The sequence below is a fragment of the Nitrosomonas sp. genome, from assembly GCA_031316255.1.
Taxonomy (GTDB): domain Bacteria; phylum Pseudomonadota; class Gammaproteobacteria; order Burkholderiales; family Nitrosomonadaceae; genus Nitrosomonas.
In genome coordinates this window covers 3,359,522-3,375,801 of the sequence record JALDQW010000001.1, presented here as the reverse complement: position 1 = coordinate 3,375,801, position 16,280 = coordinate 3,359,522, and the positions used below count along the sequence as shown (strand labels likewise).

Sequence of the window (16,280 nt, the reverse complement as noted above, 5' to 3'; positions counted from 1 at the left end):
AATGGGCATAGACTGGATAACGGTCTCGGCGCAGATTGTCAATTTTTTGATACTGGTCTGGTTGCTAAAGCGTTTTTTGTATCAGCCGGTTATGCGGGCTATGGCGCGTCGTGAGCAACGCATCATCGCGCAATTGAATGAAGCGCAGGTGCGCGAACAGAACGCTGACGAAACAATGCAACAGTACCATGAGAAATCCAGCGCCCTGGAACGCGAACAGGACAGGATTTTAGCCAAAGCCCATGAGCAGGCGGCGCAACAGAAAAAGCAACTCATAGACGAAGCACGCAAGGAAGTCGCAGAAATCCGTGAACACTGGTTAAGGCAAGCGCATCAGGAAAAAGAAGAATTCCTCGGCAATTTGCGCCATCAGGTTGCCAATTCAATCCAAAAAATTGCGCATTCGGCTTTAAAAGAACTGGGAGATGCAGAACTTGAAAAACAAATAATCCATTCATTTATTGATCAATTGGCAACACTTGATCAGCAATCCCGCATTTTGCTGCTGAAAGCGTTTAAAGATGCTTCTGAGCCCGTACATGTGACGAGTACTTTTGTGTTGGATGCGGCGATGCGTAACACAATTAAACATGCAATTCATGAGCACCTGTTTAAAGGCGCTGTGATTGAATATACGCAATCAGCTGAGTTGTTGTGTGGCATAGCGGTGACTGTCGGTTCAGGGCGGCTGGGATGGAATCTGGCGGACTATCTGAATCAACTGAATCAGCGCGTTGAGGATGCGTTTGCGCCGGCTGCTTCCGTTGCATTAAATGAAAAACCGGAGAAATAGTATGTGTTAACGCAGCTGCTTGATGAAACATTAGCGAAATTAAATAACGCGATTGATCGGAATAAACCTGAATTGCGCGCGCGTGAAATAGGCAGGATCGTTCATGTTGGCGGTGGTATTGCGCGGATAAAAGGATTATCCAGTATTACTTCCGAGGAACTGGTTCGTTTTCCGGGTGATGTGTTAGGCGTGGCGATTAATCTCGAGCCGCAAGAAGTCGGTGTGATTCTGCTTGGCGACAGCGATAAATTGATGGCCGGTGCCGACGTCAGCGCGACCGGTCGTGAGGCGGATACGCCGGTAGGGGAGGGTCTGTTAGGCCGGGTGATTGATGCGACAGGGCGTGTGCTGGATCGTGGCAAGCCTTTAAATTTCAAGGAGCGGCGGCCCGTGGAACGGCCTGCGCCAGCAATTATAGAACGCGCTTCGGTGACTGTGCCGTTGGAAACCGGCATTAAAACAATCGATGCGCTCATTCCGATAGGCCGCGGTCAGCGTGAATTGATTGTCGGCGACCGGCAGACGGGGAAGACTTCCGTCGCAGTGGATACGATTATCAATCAACGCAACAAGGATGTCATCTGTGTCTATTGTGCGATCGGACAACGGGGCACCGCGGTGGCCCGTGTAGTCAATACGTTGCGGCAGTATCGGGCGCTGGAGAATACCATCGTCGTCGTGGCCTCCGATGAAGATCCGCCGGGACTGCGTTATATCACGCCTTATGCCGCGACCACGATGGCTGAATACTTTTCCGAACAGGGAAAAGATGTGCTCATCGTATATGACGATCTGACTCGGCATGCACGCGCTTATCGGGAATTATCCTTGTTGTTGCGGCGTCCGCCGGGGCGTGAAGCCTATCCGGGCGATATTTTTTATCTTCATGCCCGGTTGCTGGAGCGAGCGACGCATCTGCACGAGAAAATGGGCGGCGGTTCGTTAACGGCATTGCCGATTATCGAAACCCAGGCGCAAGATATTTCAGCATACATTCCTACCAATCTGATTTCCATAACCGATGGTCAGATCTATCTTTCGCCGACTTTGTTTCACAAAGGATTATTACCCGCTATCGATGTTGGCAAATCGATTTCCCGCGTGGGCGGTAAAACGCAATATCCGGCATTCCGGGATGTGGCGGGAGATTTGCGATTGTCGTATGCGCAATTTGAAGAACTGGAAACATTCGCCCGTTTTGCTACCCGGCTGGATGAGGAAACACGCGCAACCATAGAACACGGGCGGCGTGTGCGCGAGATTCTGAAACAGGATGAGCACCAGCCGCTACGCGGCAGTCAGCAAATGGCTGTATTGAAGGCGGTTAACGCAGGGTTGTTTGACCCTCTTGAGCTGGAAAGCGTTGGCGAAGCCGAGGCGACGATACAAAAACGCATTCTAGAAGAATTGCCGGAGCTCTGCACGCAAATGGAGACGGGGAAAAAACTGACGCATGCACAGTGGGAGCAGGTTTTGGACGTTGCGCGAAAAGCATTGACGATTGAGAAATAAAGATAGCGATGGAATCCCTGGAGCAATTACAGAAGCAGCTCGACAGTCTGGAGGAATTGCGGACTATCGTTAAAACCATGAAGGCGTTGTCCGCCGCCAGTGTCAGGCAGTATGAACAGGCGGTTAAAGCTTTGGCAGGATACTATAGGACAGTGGAGCGCGGATTGCATGTGGTGTTAAAGAATTCGCAGGTGTTGTCTGATGCAGCACATCATGCGCATCGATCCATACATTTGAGACAGCATAAACACCCGCTGCGTCTGGCCGCCATCGTATTTGGTTCCGATCACGGTTTGTGCGGCCGGTTCAATGAGGATATTACGCACTATACTCTGGAACGCATGCAGTCAACACCCGCCGATCCGGCGCATCATCTGCTGCTTGCCGTGGGTGCGCGTGTGGCGGGCAATCTCGAACACGAAGGTCAAATCGTTGAGGATGTTTTTCTGGTGCCCGGATCGGCCACCCAGATTACACTGACCGTGCAGCAGATTTTGCTCAAAATAGACGAGTGGCGGGAACAGCTTGGCGTACATTATGTTTATCTGTTTTATAACCGGCATTCGGGCAGCAAAGGATACCGTCCGACGGGGTTTGAATTATTGCCCGTCAATCTGCACCGTTTTCACCGGCTGGAAGAAGAAGTCTGGCCGTCGCGCAGTTTGCCGACTTTCAGCATGGATCATGAACAGTTGTTTGCCCGTTTGCTGCGGCAATATCTTTTTGTTACGTTGTTTCGCGCCTGCGCGGAATCTCAAGCCAGCGAGCATACCAGCCGGTTATCCGCGATGCAGTCTGCGCAGCGTAATCTGGACGACCGGCTTGAAGAAGTGACCCTGACTTATCGCCGGGCCCGCCAGACTGTAATTACCGCGGAATTGTTGGATCTGGTTTCGGGGTTTGAAGCGATCACACACAGTAAATCATGACTACCGGTTGCGCAGGGCGTAATTCCGACTATTGCACGGGTTTTAAAAATAACGGAACGATTAAAATCTGAGGTCAAATGATGTTGCTCAGGTCCAGTCCGTCATTATATTAATTATCTGACCAAAAACGTTAATATTCTTGCGGTAGGATGTAAATGCAGCGGCGTATAATAGCGGTAACACGATGAGAGCGGTGCTGTAGAAATTAATCAGCAGTCTGACAGGTTAAAAAAAACAGTTGAGGTGTGCCATGTTAAATCCCAGAGCGGTCAAATCCGTTGAAGATGCCCGGCAGATTGTCAATGCGCGTAATCGGACGCATGTCAAAATCGGTATTTTCGATATCGATGGCGTCATGCGGGGGAAATATCTCAGCAAGGACAAGTTTTTGGCATCGCTTGAGAACGGGTTGGCTTTTTGCGATGTGGTGCTCGGTTGGGATTCGAAAGATCAGCTCTATGACAATACCGCCTATACGGGCTGGCATACCGGTTATCCCGATGCGCCGGTGCGCGTGGTCGTCGAGAGTTGCCGCGAAATTCCGTTTGATGACAACATGCTGCTGTTCATCTGTGAATTTGACGCGGAAGCCGCACAAATCTGTCCGCGCAATGTGCTCAAACGGGTCATCGGCAAAGCACAGGAAATGGGGTTTGATGCGTTTGCCGCGCTGGAATACGAATTTTTCATGTTCAACGAAACGCCCGAAAGTGTGCGCGAGAAAAACTTCAGAAACCTGCAGCCAATGACGCAGGGTTGGTTCGGCTATTCGGTGCTGCGCAATTCGGTGCATGCCGATTTGTTTGACCAGATTCTGCATTTGAGCGAGGCGATGGATTTTCCGATTGAGGGATTGCATGACGAAACCGGGCCGGGCGTGCTGGAAGCGGCGATAGCAGTCGATCACGCCGAACAGGCGGCAGACAAAGGCGCACTGTTCAAAACGTTCATGAAAGTGCTGGCGCAACGCAACAACCTGATGGCGACGTTCATGGCCAAATGGTCGCTGGATTATCCCGGCCAGAGCGGGCATATTCATTTATCGTTGCGTAACCGCAGCGATGGCCGTTCTGCGTTTTACGATCCCGCGCAGAAATACAACATGAGCAAAACCCAACGCCACTTTCTTGCCGGACAGCAGCGTTTGATGCCTGAGTTGTTATGCATGATTGCGCCGACGGTGAACAGTTACACTCGGTTGATTCCGGGTGCATGGGCGCCGACTGGCGCGACCTGCGGCGTTGAAAACCGTACCACGGCGTTGCGCGTGATTCCCGGCAGTGACAAATCGCAACGCATTGAATACCGCGTGGGTGCGGCTGACGGCAATCCTTATCTCACATTGGCCGCAGCGCTGGCGTCCGGTTTATATGGCATAGTGCATGAATGGGAACCGGAGCCGTTTATCAAAGGCAGCGCTTACCAGCATCAGCCACCCGCGCATTTAATGCTGCCAGCGACGCTGTGGGATGCGGCGCAACGGTTGAGACATTCCGAGGCAGCGCGAGCGCTGTTTGGCGATGCGTTTGTCGACCATTTTGTCGCCACGCGCGAATGGGAAGAACGCCAGTTCCGCAAGCATATTACCGAGTGGGAAATGGAACGGTATTTTGAGATCATATAGTGTTGACAATTTGAACCCAAAACCATGACAGTCATACAAAAAACAATTAGCCCGATAGACGGTTCTGTTTATGTGGAACGTCCGCTGGCTGACAATCAACAAATCCAGGCCGCATTAGCCAGAGCCGGTCAGGCACAGACAGTTTGGCGCAATACGCCACTGGCCGAACGCAAGGCCATTTGCAGCCGTGCGGTTGAAGCGTTTGTTGCCAATAAAGCGGTAATTGCCGAAGAATTGTGCTGGCAGATGGGTCGACCGATCCGCTACGCTGCAAACGAAGTCCGCAGTTTCGCCGATCGCGCGCGCTACATGATTTCAATTGCCGATGAAACGCTGACGCCGGTTCAGGTCGGCGACAAACCCGGTTTTATCCGCTACATTGATCGTGAACCGGTCGGCGTGGTGCTGGTCATCGCGCCGTGGAATTATCCGCTGCATACGCCGATTAACTCAATTATTCCGGCATTGCTGGCAGGCAACGCGGTGTTGCTCAAACATTCTGCGCAAGTGCCGTTATGCGCCGAACGAATTTTCGATGCGTTCAAACAGGCCGGGATTCCTGAAGGCGTATTTCAATATCTGCATCTATCGCATGAAGCCACTGAAACAATCATTCAATCGGGTAGGATCAATTTTATTGCATTTACCGGTTCGGTATCGGTCGGCGCAAGAATCGAGCAACTTGGCGCCGGTCGGTTTATCGGCATCGGGCTGGAACTGGGCGGCAAAGACCCGAGCTATATCCGCGCCGATGCCAATCTGGACGATGCCGTGGAGAATACCGTCGATGGTGCGTTTTTCAATTCCGGGCAATCGTGTTGCGGTGTTGAACGCATTTATGTGCATGAAACGGTTTACGATGAATTTGTCGAGCGATTCGTTGCGCTGACCAAACAATACCGGCTTGGAAGACCGGACGATCCCGAAACGACACTTGGGCCATTGGTCAACGCCAAAGCGGCAGACTTTGTCCGAAAGCAGATTCAGGAAGCCGTATCGCAAGGCGCGATGGCGCATATTAATCCGGCGGATTTTGCGCTGGATCAGGAAGATTCACCTTATATGGCCCCGCAAGTACTTACGGAAGTTAACCACAATATGCGCGTGATGACCGAGGAAAGCTTCGGGCCGGTCGTGGGAATCATGAAAGTTGCTTCCGATGAAGAAGCGGTGAAACTAATGAACGACAGCGAGTACGGACTGACGGCCTCGATTTTTTCTCAGGATATTGAAACAGCGGTTGCCTTGGGCAATCGGATCGAAACCGGCACGTTTTTCGTCAACCGCTGCGATTATCTCGACCCCGAACTGGCGTGGACGGGTGTGAAAAACACCGGGCGCGGCTGCACCTTGTCGAAACTGGGTTTTAATGCATTTACCCGGCCAAAATCCTACCATATCCGAATCGTACCGTAAGAGGGGCGTATGACAGAATCATTGAGCTTGATGGCCAACTGGAATTATCCGTGCGCCATTCGTGTCGGCAAAGGACGTATTCAGGAATTACCCGATAGTTGTAAACAGTTGGGCATGAACGCACCGTTGCTGATTACCGACCCCGGTTTGGCGGTGCTGCCAATGGTTCAGGACATCGTCGATCATTGCCATGCAGCCGGTTTGCATTGCGGCATATTCAGCGCTATCCAGGGCAATCCCACCGGTCGGAATGTCAGCGACGGCGTTGCCGTATATCGCGCAGGCAAGCATGACGGCGTGATTGCATTGGGTGGTGGTTCGGCGCTGGATGCAGGCAAGGCAGTAGCGCTGATGGTCGGGCAGGAGCGCCCGTTATGGAATTTTGAAGACCGGGGTGATAACTGGTTGCGTGTGAACGAAGCGGGTATGGCGACTGTGATTGCGGTTCCCACCACAGCCGGAACCGGTTCAGAAGTCGGCCGCGCTTCGGTGATTACCGACACCGAACAACAGGTTAAAAAAATCATTTTTCATCCGAACATGTTGCCCGCGCGCGTGATTCTTGACCCGGAACTGACGGTATCGTTGCCTCCCAAGATCACCGCCGCGACCGGCATGGATGCGCTGTCGCATAATCTGGAAGCGTATTGCGCACCGTTTTATCACCCGATGGCCGACGGCATTGCGATGGAAGGCATTCGGCTGGTGAAAGACTATTTGCCGCGGGCATTTGAAAATGGACAGGATATGGATGCCCGTACGCAAATGCTGACGGCTTCGTTGATGGGTGCAACGGCGTTCCAAAAAGGGCTTGGCGGCATGCATGCTATCGCGCACTCGCTCGGTGCGGTTTACGATGCGCATCACGGCCTGCTCAATGCGATTCTAATGCCGTATATTCTCAATGCCAACCGGGTTGTGTTAGAAGATCGTATTGAACGGTTGAGCTGGTTCCTGTCGCTTGAGGATACATCGTTTGATGGATTTCTGCGCTGGATATTGACACTGCGCAGCCAGCTCGGGATTCCACATGGTTTGTCGGCCATCGGCATCGATACGGCGCAGGCGGCGCGCATTGGTGAAATGTCAGCCGCCGATCCGTCTGCCAGTGGCAACCCCATTGCGTTTACCGCAGAACGCTATTCAGAAATCTTTGTCGAAGCGGTCAATGGACAAATTTAACCAGACTAATTCTACTTTGTCAGATTACTCAAAAGCGACTTTTCGTCTGGCAGAAGATTTTTTAGCGCTGAGCCGTCGCCGGTGTCGCTTATGAATAATATCAGCCAGATCCTCGGTAGTAAGTTGTCTTTGCGGCAGCATGTGCGCTAATGCGGTCACCAGGTCATTGAAGGATAACATCGGCCATTGCTTGCGCCCAAGCATCTTTTGCTTGACTAAGAATAGCGTTGCCAGCATGACCAGCGCCATGTGATGATGCCATGCATCCCACCGGCGTACTTGATAATCGTCCATGCCGCATTCGCTTTTCGCTTCATGAAAGCAATGTTCAATGAAGAAACGCTGCGTCTGTACTTGCGCCAGTTCCTGTAACGGTGTTTCAAGTGACGCATTGGATAAGCAATAATGCGATATTTCGCTAGCGCCGGCTTCCCGCCTAGCCAGCAAGTGCCAGCGATGCGCTTGTTTCTCGCTACCATCCCATACCCATACCAACGCATGAAGATATTCCGCTTCCAGTATACCTTTCTCACCTTCACGCAGTTTAATACGCCGCCATACTGTATCCGGCTGCTCAGATACCCATTGATCAACACGTATCGCTTCAGATTGTGCCTTCAGGTGTTTCGGTTGCCTGCCACGGCCATTCCAGGCAGGAATGCATGGCATCGGGTCTTCAAGATAAACCATCTGCCGACAGTGAACATCAGCAACAAATGCGCAACCAAGCTTATCAACACCTCGCAAGAAAGCAGGATCCTTGCCATAACCACCATCAATGCCGACATAACCAAAACGCACTCCGCGTTGTTTGGCTGTTTCGATCATCGATAGTGCAATCTCGCATTTGCTGTGATAATACCGGCATGCCTCAGGTATTGCCGCCTTCTTGCAACGATTTGAATCGCTCACCCAATGTTCCGGTAAATACAGGCGCACATCAATCAAACTGGCCATGCTGTTTTGGCACAAACTGGCAAATACTCCGACCTGGCAATTGTCTACCTTGCCAAGTCGGCCATTCCATTGTCGGGAAACACCCGCTGATGATTCTCCTTTCTTCGCAAAAGCGCTTTCATCGATAATCAAAACAGCAGCAGAACCACCCAACAACGCATCCGTTTCACTCGCAATCTGCTCGCCAAACCCGTTCCAGTCAATCGCCCTTGATGTTAGCATATGCTGCATAGCCTGGTGATCAACTTCGTTGACTTCGCCCATTCGCAGCATATTCGCTCGTTCTGACTGGAAAAGTCCGCGCAAATAACCGTAGAACGTTGCTGTGACATCACGCGTCGAGGATACAAAAAATGATGAAAATGACGATAAATGCGCGCTAAGCGCTTCTGGAAGCCCCTGAAGGGCAAATTGGAGTGACCGTTTAGTATTTTCACGACATGATCGTGATTAATAGTTATTAAACAATATGTTATTATATATCAACTTGATACGCTGTTGGGATCATTTGAATCTGACAAAGTAGAACTAAACACTATGAAAATCGGTATCTTGCAATGCGACCATGTGCGCGAAGAACTGCAATCGGAATTCGGTGACTATCCGCAGATGATCACGGCACTGTTCGCCAACGTTGCACCGGACTATCAATTCAGGTTGTACGATGTTCAGGCATTGGAATATCCGCAGCATTTGGATGAATGCGACGCGTATATCTCCACTGGCAGCCGTCATAGCGTCTACGACAATTTGCCGTGGATTGCCCGACTGGAAGATTTTATCCGCGAACTGGATCAGGCCAGGAAAAAATATTTCGGCATCTGTTTCGGCCACCAGATCATGATTCAGGCGCTTGGTGGTGAAGTCAGAAAATCCGACAAAGGTTGGGGAGTTGGCGTCACCGTGAATCAGGTGCACCAAACCGGATATACAAAGTCCTGGATGGAACCCGTCAAACCCAATCTCAATCTGATCGCGAGCCATCAGGATCAAGTGTTAACACTGCCAAAGAATGTGAACATCGATGTTCTGGCGGGCAGCGCCTTCTGTCCGTACTACCTACTCGCGCATGGTGATCATTTCCTGAGCGTCCAGGGGCATCCGGAATTCAAGAAAGATTATTCGTCCACGCTGATGGACGTGCGCCGCAACATCATTCCGGCCGAACGGCTCGAGCAGGGAAAAGCGTCACTAGCCACACCGCTTGATGATCAGCTATTTGCACGCTGGGTGGTTAAATTTTTTAACGCATAGGCTACGTTTACGTCCACAAATTTTAAACTTACGATAGACCGGTAATCAGTTTTAGGTTGACACAGAATTACGAACACCCTCTGTTGTGCGGTGCTGCGTTCAACGACGGCTCCAACGATGTGCGGTGTGCTGTGCGCCACTACTACGTGCCGGGCTTTCGTGACGACGATGTTGGGTTCCGTGTTGTTTTGTCCCCATGTCTCTGACCGATGAAATCTCTGGACGATGAAACGCTGATATGAGTGAAGCCAAACCGCAGTAGATGCCGGTTTTCAGTAAAACTTATGATTTGCTGGTATGATTGTTGCAAGTAACCCGGCATTTTCCTAAATTTTTGGTAAATCCTCTGGCTACCATTGAAATGGAAGCAACCTTGTTGAGACTATTGCTCGTTAAGTATTTTTAAGGTTTTTACATATCACCAACCCCTTCAACACCAACGCCACCATCACCGGAACATGTGGTGTAGTAAATAGTATCCGGTTTTCTTCCTCGGTCAGGCCGTTGTTCAAACCCGCAATACCGGCCTGTTCCAGTTCTTCAACCATGGCAGGGTAGTTGATTTCAGTCCGGGCTTGATGGCGTACATAATTGAGGAACGACATGTATCCTTTGCTTTCTGATTGATAGTCAACGGTCAATTCATTGGGCTGACGGCCTTCGATCGCATCGATAATCACGCGCGCGCAACCACCCATACCACCGAGCAGATAAACCGGTTGTTTCTGGCATATCGTCAGCAGCACTTCTTCGAGCAATCCGGGTATCCCGCCAGCGTAGCCCCGGATCTGGCCACCGAGTATGATTCTCGCTTTGATATCATCCGCCATGCGTTCACGCATGGCTGTCAGGCTGCGGTACCACCTGTAGCGGTGTTCGGATGTGTCGGGTGGTGTGAAGATTTTTTGTTGTTGTGTACCCAGATTCAGATCTGCCGGTGGGTCGATGAATTTGAAAACGCTTTTCAAATAATACTGCGCGAGAATGGCCGGGGAATAGTTCAAGTGAATCGGCCAGGCGACATAGTTGGTCAGGCGGCGGCTGGCTGTTTCGGCTTTTTCTTCGGGTGTCGGCATCACCGGTTGTTTCTGCTGTTGACTGTCATATGTCCAGACCAGTTCCAGCAGTTTCTCGGTAAAACCGCCGGGGCGCAGATCGCCGCCGTAAGATAGATGCGCGCCTTGGGACAACAGGTGGCGGGCGATTTCGATCATGGCGTTATCCAAATGATTGTTGTTCATGCCCAGCGCTTCCAAATCGGGGCTATCTGAAATCGAAATACCGATGTTTAAGCCTTCCAATAGCGCTTCATTTTCAGTTTTTCCGGATAACCCTGCGCAACTGGTCGGTGTGGTGAAATGGACGTTAGGTGCGGCCTGTGTAAGCAATTGGCGCTCTTCCATGCCTAGCGGTGGATCGGGATAAATCAGGTGAAGATCCGTTGCCGTTTTATTGTTCGTTTGCTTTGCCATGACGGTCAGCATTTCCGGCGGGGATGGGCAAGGCTCCAAATGATTGGGAATCAAACCGATTTTCTTGAGGTCATTCAGATGCGCGCGGAACCAGCAGAACCGCAACATTTCATTGAGCGCCAGCGCGACGGCTTGTGCGCACCAATTGTTTTGTTGAGGATTGGCGTCAAAATCCTGCACGGCGATGCGAATCACCGGCGTGTTGCCGAGATAAGGAAAGCTGCGCTCTTCGCGGTTGCGCACAGCATGCACAACAACCAACGGACAGCCCTTGCTTTTGGCCCAGAGCACTTCACGCCGGCACCAGGTGCGTGAGGCATAGTGATCAGTCAGCAAGACGACCAGTACACTGCGCTCGATATTGTCTTCGATTTCGGAACGAAAATCGAAGCCCGGTGCAATGTCGTTGGTGTCGAAAAAGGTCTGCACCGCGCTGGTGGTCTCGATGTGGTCGCGCAGTGTTTCCGCAAGTCCCTCGCCATCGGCTTTGGCATGGCTTAAAAACAACATGACCGGTGTTGGACTGAGGCGATTGTTGATGGATTCAATATTTGCCGGTCCTGTCAGCAATAAGCGGCAGAGTTCGTGTGTCAGCGTCAATGTCAGTTGTGCAAGTTGTTCGGGCTGTCTGGATTCAGTATACCGGTGCAGACGGATGAAGTTGGTTGTGGTAATGACCGGGTTGAAATTAAACGCATTGGGTGTCAGCGATACCGGGTAAATCCGGTGCTGTTGATTGCTGGCTTGAACGGCTTGCGCCAGTGCGGTCAGTCCTTCGTTCCATTCCGGGCTGATGACCATGCGGTCATCCACCAGAACCACCAAAATGGTATGCCGACTTTGATTGAGAATATCGGGTTCGGGCGGTGTGCGATGAAAAAAAACCGGAATGCCCATGCCGCGTTCAAGCGGTTGTTCAATGGAGCGGCAAAAGGCTGAATAAACGGATTCTGCAAGCGTGTCGATGGGGTCAGGGTTTGCTTCCGTTGTGTTGCTTGAATCCTGCCCTGGTGCTTTAACCCACAACACCCGGATCGTTAGCGTGGGCAGATAATTATTGCGATTGTTCATGATATACACCGGCGATGCGCGCCAATATTTCAATATATTCCAGCATGCTCTGGCGGTTTTCTTCCAGCGCCTGATAAAAAGACTCGCGTTCCGGCCAGCGGGATTCATCAATAATGATAATGGTTTTGCCGCCGAATTCCTTGCGTTGCTCTTCTTTTTGTCGGTCTTCAAAATCGCTCAATGCCGTATGCCATTGAGTCAAAAAAGGCCGCAACCCGTTGTTGAGAATATTAATGGCAATCGGACCAACCGATTCCGGCCCGTTGGCGGCGCCCGGACCTTCTGCTCGCAGTACGGCGCGTGTTGTTTCAAACAATGAATACAAGGAGTCGAGCGCTTCGCGCGCCGAGCCCATACCCGGTTCGAGCTTGACACCGGCAACACGGGTAGCCAGTTCAACGTACAATGACCAGGCCACTTTTTGTTGCGCTTCGGTCACGACAATATTCGCGCCACCGAGACCAAACGGCAAATTAACATTAAGCGATTGAATCTTGAAACCCATGCCTACTCCTTCTCAAGGACGCCTCTAAATGTGTTTGATAGACTCAAATTAAAGATAGCACAAAACCTGGGATGGATTAAACTGTTTGTCATTGCCTGACCGCAATGCGCTGATGATTTTTAACACTTTGAATCGACACAATCATGGCTTTTGACAGGGCAACAACTGCCTGGAAAAAAATAATTTCCACGTCAAGGTTTGTCGTGGTATGTTTGGCGACGACGGGCAATAACTGCTGAATTCTGGAGAATGGCATGAAGCAAACGCTTACAAAAGGAACCGATCGACAACACAGTTTCCATGCACGTCATTTGCACAGTACCAAATCCGCCGTCAGTCAGGCTTTTGTTGATAATCGCAAATCCAGGGTCAGCCAGATACACATGCTGGCGGTTATGGAGAATGCGCCGCGAGCCATCGCACAACGCCGCTTTATCGAACACATTCACAGTAGTCCGCGCATGAACGCGCAACGGCAATATATGGCCGCGATTTTTCATGTTCCGGCTCAGCGCAGGATCAATGACGCACAGATTGCGCAAGGGATATTCAAGCCGGCTCAGCCGGCCACCGCACCTGCCCAGAAACAAGACAATACCGGCCTGCCGTGTCATTTGAAGCAGGGTATTGAGCGGTTATCCGGTCTATCGCTGGATGGCGTCAAAGTTCATTACAACTCGGACAAGCCTGCACAACTCAATGCGCATGCGTATACCCGGGGAGCAGATATTCACGTTGCAGCGGGACAGGAAAAGCATTTGCCGCATGAGGCCTGGCATGTCGTCCAGCAGGCGCAGGGACGCGTGACGCCGACATTGCAGACCAGGGGAGTAACGATTAACGATAATGCGGATCTGGAACGCGAAGCCGATACAATGGGCGCGAAAGCCCTGCAGATGAAACATGCGATTCAACCTGCAACTACCGCTGCTGCGCAAGTCTCAAAATCACACCGGAATCCGGAAAGTGCAGCCAGCACCCTGACGATAATCCAGCCCAAATGGGTGATTCAGTTGGGCAAGGGAAAGAAAACAACCCGGGATTATCTGGATGATTACGAGGATTGGGAAAGTGCGCAAACGGATCCTTATCACGAGTACCTCGACGAGCACTCAAATACCGTTCTGGCGGATTACGTGTATGAATGGTCTCAAACGCTCGACGAAGCCTACAATAACATGGAGTGGCTGAGTCAATTTCCCGGCGCTCTGACCGGATCGATGTCCGTGATCAACCAGATGGGTACCAGAAATTTTGATTTGTACTGTGACCTGCTTGATTATGGACTGACGATCAATGAAATCGGGGCGCTCGCAGGTTTCGGTTCAACGCTGCATGCGATGGCGATGGGGTGTTCGGTCGCCGAAATGAATACTATCGCCAGTGTTGTAACCGACAAACTGCTTCAGTTACGGTTGAGTCAGAAAATGGGTTCGGGCTTGCAACCCATTACGGTGTATCAACTCTGTCAACAAGGCGGTTTTGCCAACTGTTACCGCAAGGTTGCTGACGCTGCAATTCCGGGCGCGGCAATGGATGCCGCGATTAATACCGTAACACCCCGGCATTATGTCAATCTGTTGAACGTCGGCACGCTGACAGCACAGGAAACCAATGCTGCCACGGGTTTCGGGCTTGCTGCGATGCCCGCGCTTGCTGTGATTTCGGACGCCCAGGTACGCACACTCTGTACAAAGTTTAATACGCCCCGGAAAAAGCAACAGATCGCCCAGACACTGGATATCCCTACGCTGAACGCCTATGCTAACGGTGCGATTGGCGCGGGAAAAATGGGCAAACTGCTTTTCGCCGCCAACGCCCTGGAAGTGACCGCTGCCGTTGCGGTCCTCGGTCAACCGTTTTATGCTGCGTTACTGAATGACTTCAGCCCCACGCAGATTCACGGCATGCGCAATTGCTTCGGCGGCGCGACTATTCAGACCTATACCGAGACAATCTATCGCCTGGGGCCGCAATTTGCTTTCTATCATAATCTGCTCGCCAACGGCGGACTGCCCGCCACGACGGTGCACGCCGTTCGTGGTTTTTCCCGTGCGGGGATTAATCAATTAATCAACCTCAATGGCGGAGAAATCCTTGCCATCGGAAATGTTATCACCAATTTGTATCAACAAATGCGGATGGCGGAGAAGCTCACAGGCGGGCTTGGCGCCAATACCCTTCATGCCTTGAGCCAGACGCCGAATTTTGCAAACCACATCGACTGGTTGATTCAACCAGACTGTGACGGCGCCTCAGTCGAAACAGGTGTGGGCAATCTGAATGCGGCGGCATATGTCCAGTTACTCAATGTCGCCGGTATTAGCGTGCAGCTCACCAACGATCTATCGGTTTTCGGCGTTGCTTCCGTACCCACACTTGCCGGTCAGAACGTGCAGACCCTCGGTATTATCAATGCCAAGTTTAACTCCGATGACAAGAAGAATGCGATTCTCGGCCTGCTCACTATCGGTGACATTTGCGCCTATGCCGCAGGCCATATCGGGCAGGGCCATATGAGCAAGTTGTTAAAAGCCGCCAATGGTGGCAACATCACAAACGCTGTCGGCACGCTCGGACAGGAAAAATACCGGCACGCACTTGTAGCGATGCTGCCGGACAATATCGCGCAGTGTTTCAATGCGCTCAACATTCTGCAACCTGTAACCATTCAACAGGCAATGCAAGGATTTGTTGCCGGCGGGCTGTCTTCAGGCCAAACCGCAAATCTGACCAACCGCCTCCTCACCGGCGGTCATGCGCTGGATGACGGCGGTTTCACCGGTTTGATGACCAATAACCTGCAATACCTCATCAACTGGAAAGACAAACGTGATTTTATCAGAAAATACTCCGATCAATGGCAACGGCATCCTGGCAGTATTGTAACGCGCTCGGGAGAAGCGCAGGCCGGGCTTGAAACGAACAATATTCTGACCGTGCAGGAAAAGCAGGCATTGGCCAAGGCATTGATCACCCCTGCGGCATCGAAAGGGCGCGGTGCGCTGCGAAACTTTGTGCTGGGTTTGAACGGCGTGGGACATGGCAGCCGCATGAACTATATCAGTATCCTCAGTAAGTTTGGCCGCGATCACCTGCGTGACTATCAATACCGTGAGCAGAACATCGCATATCACCAGGACAACGTCTGGCATACGGTCAATTGTCAGGTACAGATCAATGGCAATCCTGCTGCGGTTACGGTTGATGTGGTAGACAATCGCCGCAATCACATTGTTTCCGGTCATACTTTCAAGTATTACAACATGCAGGACAACAATATAGACCGTAGTAATACCAGCAGCATGTTTAACGAAGGAACCGGAATCAACGAAGTCAGCAACCTGATCGATCAGCATGTGCCCCTGGCCGCCGCCGGTATGAATTTTACCCAGCAACCCCAAAATATACTGAGTGGAAATAATATCGGAATCCGCAGATCGGGAGGGCGCTTCTACCTCACGCGTTTTTACCTTCCACAAGACAATTGCACTGACCAGGAAATCACACGTATCAAGCCCTTCATGACCTGATCATGACCTATGCGGCAACATGATCCGATGCG

The 16,280-nt window shown here is 51.4% G+C and carries 12 protein-coding genes; 8 read left to right on the top strand and 4 right to left on the bottom strand.

The features are described 5' to 3' along the window. The first annotated feature begins 1 nt into the window (after position 1). The 6 genes from MRK00_14905 (at position 2) to MRK00_14880 (ending at position 7,456) form a co-directional block, all read left to right on the top strand. Positions 2 to 793 carry a hypothetical protein gene (locus tag MRK00_14905; protein ID MDR4518657.1) on the top strand — a complete coding sequence of 264 codons (792 nt, stop codon included), beginning with the start codon at positions 2 to 4 and terminating at the stop codon, positions 791 to 793. Positions 794 to 796: 3 nt separating this feature from the next. Further along, the gene (locus tag MRK00_14900) at positions 797 to 2,305 is read left to right on the top strand and encodes an alternate F1F0 ATPase, F1 subunit alpha (GenBank protein ID MDR4518656.1); all 1,509 of its coding nucleotides are present in this window, start codon (positions 797 to 799) and stop codon (positions 2,303 to 2,305) included. 8 nt (positions 2,306 to 2,313) lie between these two features. Next, positions 2,314 to 3,234, top strand: a complete 921-nt coding sequence (locus MRK00_14895; GenBank protein ID MDR4518655.1) for a F0F1 ATP synthase subunit gamma — start codon at positions 2,314 to 2,316, stop codon at positions 3,232 to 3,234. Between the two features lie 250 nt (positions 3,235 to 3,484). After that, positions 3,485 to 4,858 carry a glutamine synthetase gene (locus MRK00_14890; protein MDR4518654.1) on the top strand — a complete coding sequence of 458 codons (1,374 nt, stop codon included), beginning with the start codon at positions 3,485 to 3,487 and terminating at the stop codon, positions 4,856 to 4,858. A gap of 24 nt (positions 4,859 to 4,882) precedes the next feature. After that, the gene (locus MRK00_14885; protein MDR4518653.1) at positions 4,883 to 6,274 is read left to right on the top strand and encodes an aldehyde dehydrogenase family protein; all 1,392 of its coding nucleotides are present in this window, start codon (positions 4,883 to 4,885) and stop codon (positions 6,272 to 6,274) included. A 9-nt stretch (positions 6,275 to 6,283) separates the two neighbouring features. Next, positions 6,284 to 7,456, top strand: a complete 1,173-nt coding sequence (locus MRK00_14880; GenBank protein ID MDR4518652.1) for an iron-containing alcohol dehydrogenase — start codon at positions 6,284 to 6,286, stop codon at positions 7,454 to 7,456. A gap of 24 nt (positions 7,457 to 7,480) precedes the next feature. Here the strand turns inward: MRK00_14880 and MRK00_14875 are convergent, their stop codons facing one another. Next, positions 7,481 to 8,719, bottom strand: a complete 1,239-nt coding sequence (locus MRK00_14875; protein MDR4518651.1) for an IS701 family transposase — start codon at positions 8,717 to 8,719, stop codon at positions 7,481 to 7,483. A gap of 231 nt (positions 8,720 to 8,950) precedes the next feature. Here MRK00_14875 and MRK00_14870 point away from each other — a divergent pair, with 231 nt between their 5' ends. Next, positions 8,951 to 9,667 carry a hypothetical protein gene (locus tag MRK00_14870; protein ID MDR4518650.1) on the top strand — a complete coding sequence of 239 codons (717 nt, stop codon included), beginning with the start codon at positions 8,951 to 8,953 and terminating at the stop codon, positions 9,665 to 9,667. Between the two features lie 392 nt (positions 9,668 to 10,059). On the opposite strand, the gene MRK00_14865 is transcribed toward MRK00_14870, so the two are convergent. The 3 genes from MRK00_14865 to MRK00_14855 form a co-directional block, all read right to left on the bottom strand. Next, a complete protein-coding gene (locus tag MRK00_14865) occupies positions 10,060 to 12,210 on the bottom strand; it encodes a TIR domain-containing protein (GenBank protein MDR4518649.1) in 2,151 nt (716 codons plus the stop codon). Then, complete coding sequence (locus MRK00_14860; GenBank protein ID MDR4518648.1) at positions 12,194 to 12,715, bottom strand: hypothetical protein; 522 nt, start codon at positions 12,713 to 12,715, stop codon at positions 12,194 to 12,196. The genes MRK00_14865 and MRK00_14860 overlap by 17 nt, the downstream gene beginning before the upstream one ends. 88 nt (positions 12,716 to 12,803) lie before the next feature. Then, positions 12,804 to 12,971, bottom strand: coding sequence for a hypothetical protein (locus MRK00_14855; GenBank protein MDR4518647.1), 168 nt, complete (start codon positions 12,969 to 12,971; stop codon positions 12,804 to 12,806). On the opposite strand from MRK00_14855, the gene MRK00_14850 reads away from it, so the two are divergent. After that, on the top strand, positions 12,970 to 16,248 hold the full coding sequence (locus MRK00_14850) for a DUF4157 domain-containing protein (protein MDR4518646.1): 3,279 nt from the start codon (positions 12,970 to 12,972) through the stop codon (positions 16,246 to 16,248). The genes MRK00_14855 and MRK00_14850 overlap by 2 nt on opposite strands. Positions 16,249 to 16,280 lie beyond the last annotated feature (32 nt).

Coding starts and splice junctions, on each gene's coding strand:
- MRK00_14890 (MDR4518654.1), top strand. CDS start 3,485: ATGTTAAATCCCAGAGCGGTCAAATCCGTTGAAGATGCCCGGCAGATT.
- MRK00_14905 (MDR4518657.1), top strand. CDS start 2: ATGGGCATAGACTGGATAACGGTCTCGGCGCAGATTGTCAATTTTTTG.
- MRK00_14880 (MDR4518652.1), top strand. CDS start 6,284: ATGACAGAATCATTGAGCTTGATGGCCAACTGGAATTATCCGTGCGCC.
- MRK00_14860 (MDR4518648.1), bottom strand. CDS start 12,715: ATGGGTTTCAAGATTCAATCGCTTAATGTTAATTTGCCGTTTGGTCTC.
- MRK00_14885 (MDR4518653.1), top strand. CDS start 4,883: ATGACAGTCATACAAAAAACAATTAGCCCGATAGACGGTTCTGTTTAT.
- MRK00_14865 (MDR4518649.1), bottom strand. CDS start 12,210: ATGAACAATCGCAATAATTATCTGCCCACGCTAACGATCCGGGTGTTG.
- MRK00_14855 (MDR4518647.1), bottom strand. CDS start 12,971: ATGCCATTCTCCAGAATTCAGCAGTTATTGCCCGTCGTCGCCAAACAT.
- MRK00_14850 (MDR4518646.1), top strand. CDS start 12,970: ATGAAGCAAACGCTTACAAAAGGAACCGATCGACAACACAGTTTCCAT.
- MRK00_14870 (MDR4518650.1), top strand. CDS start 8,951: ATGAAAATCGGTATCTTGCAATGCGACCATGTGCGCGAAGAACTGCAA.
- MRK00_14895 (MDR4518655.1), top strand. CDS start 2,314: ATGGAATCCCTGGAGCAATTACAGAAGCAGCTCGACAGTCTGGAGGAA.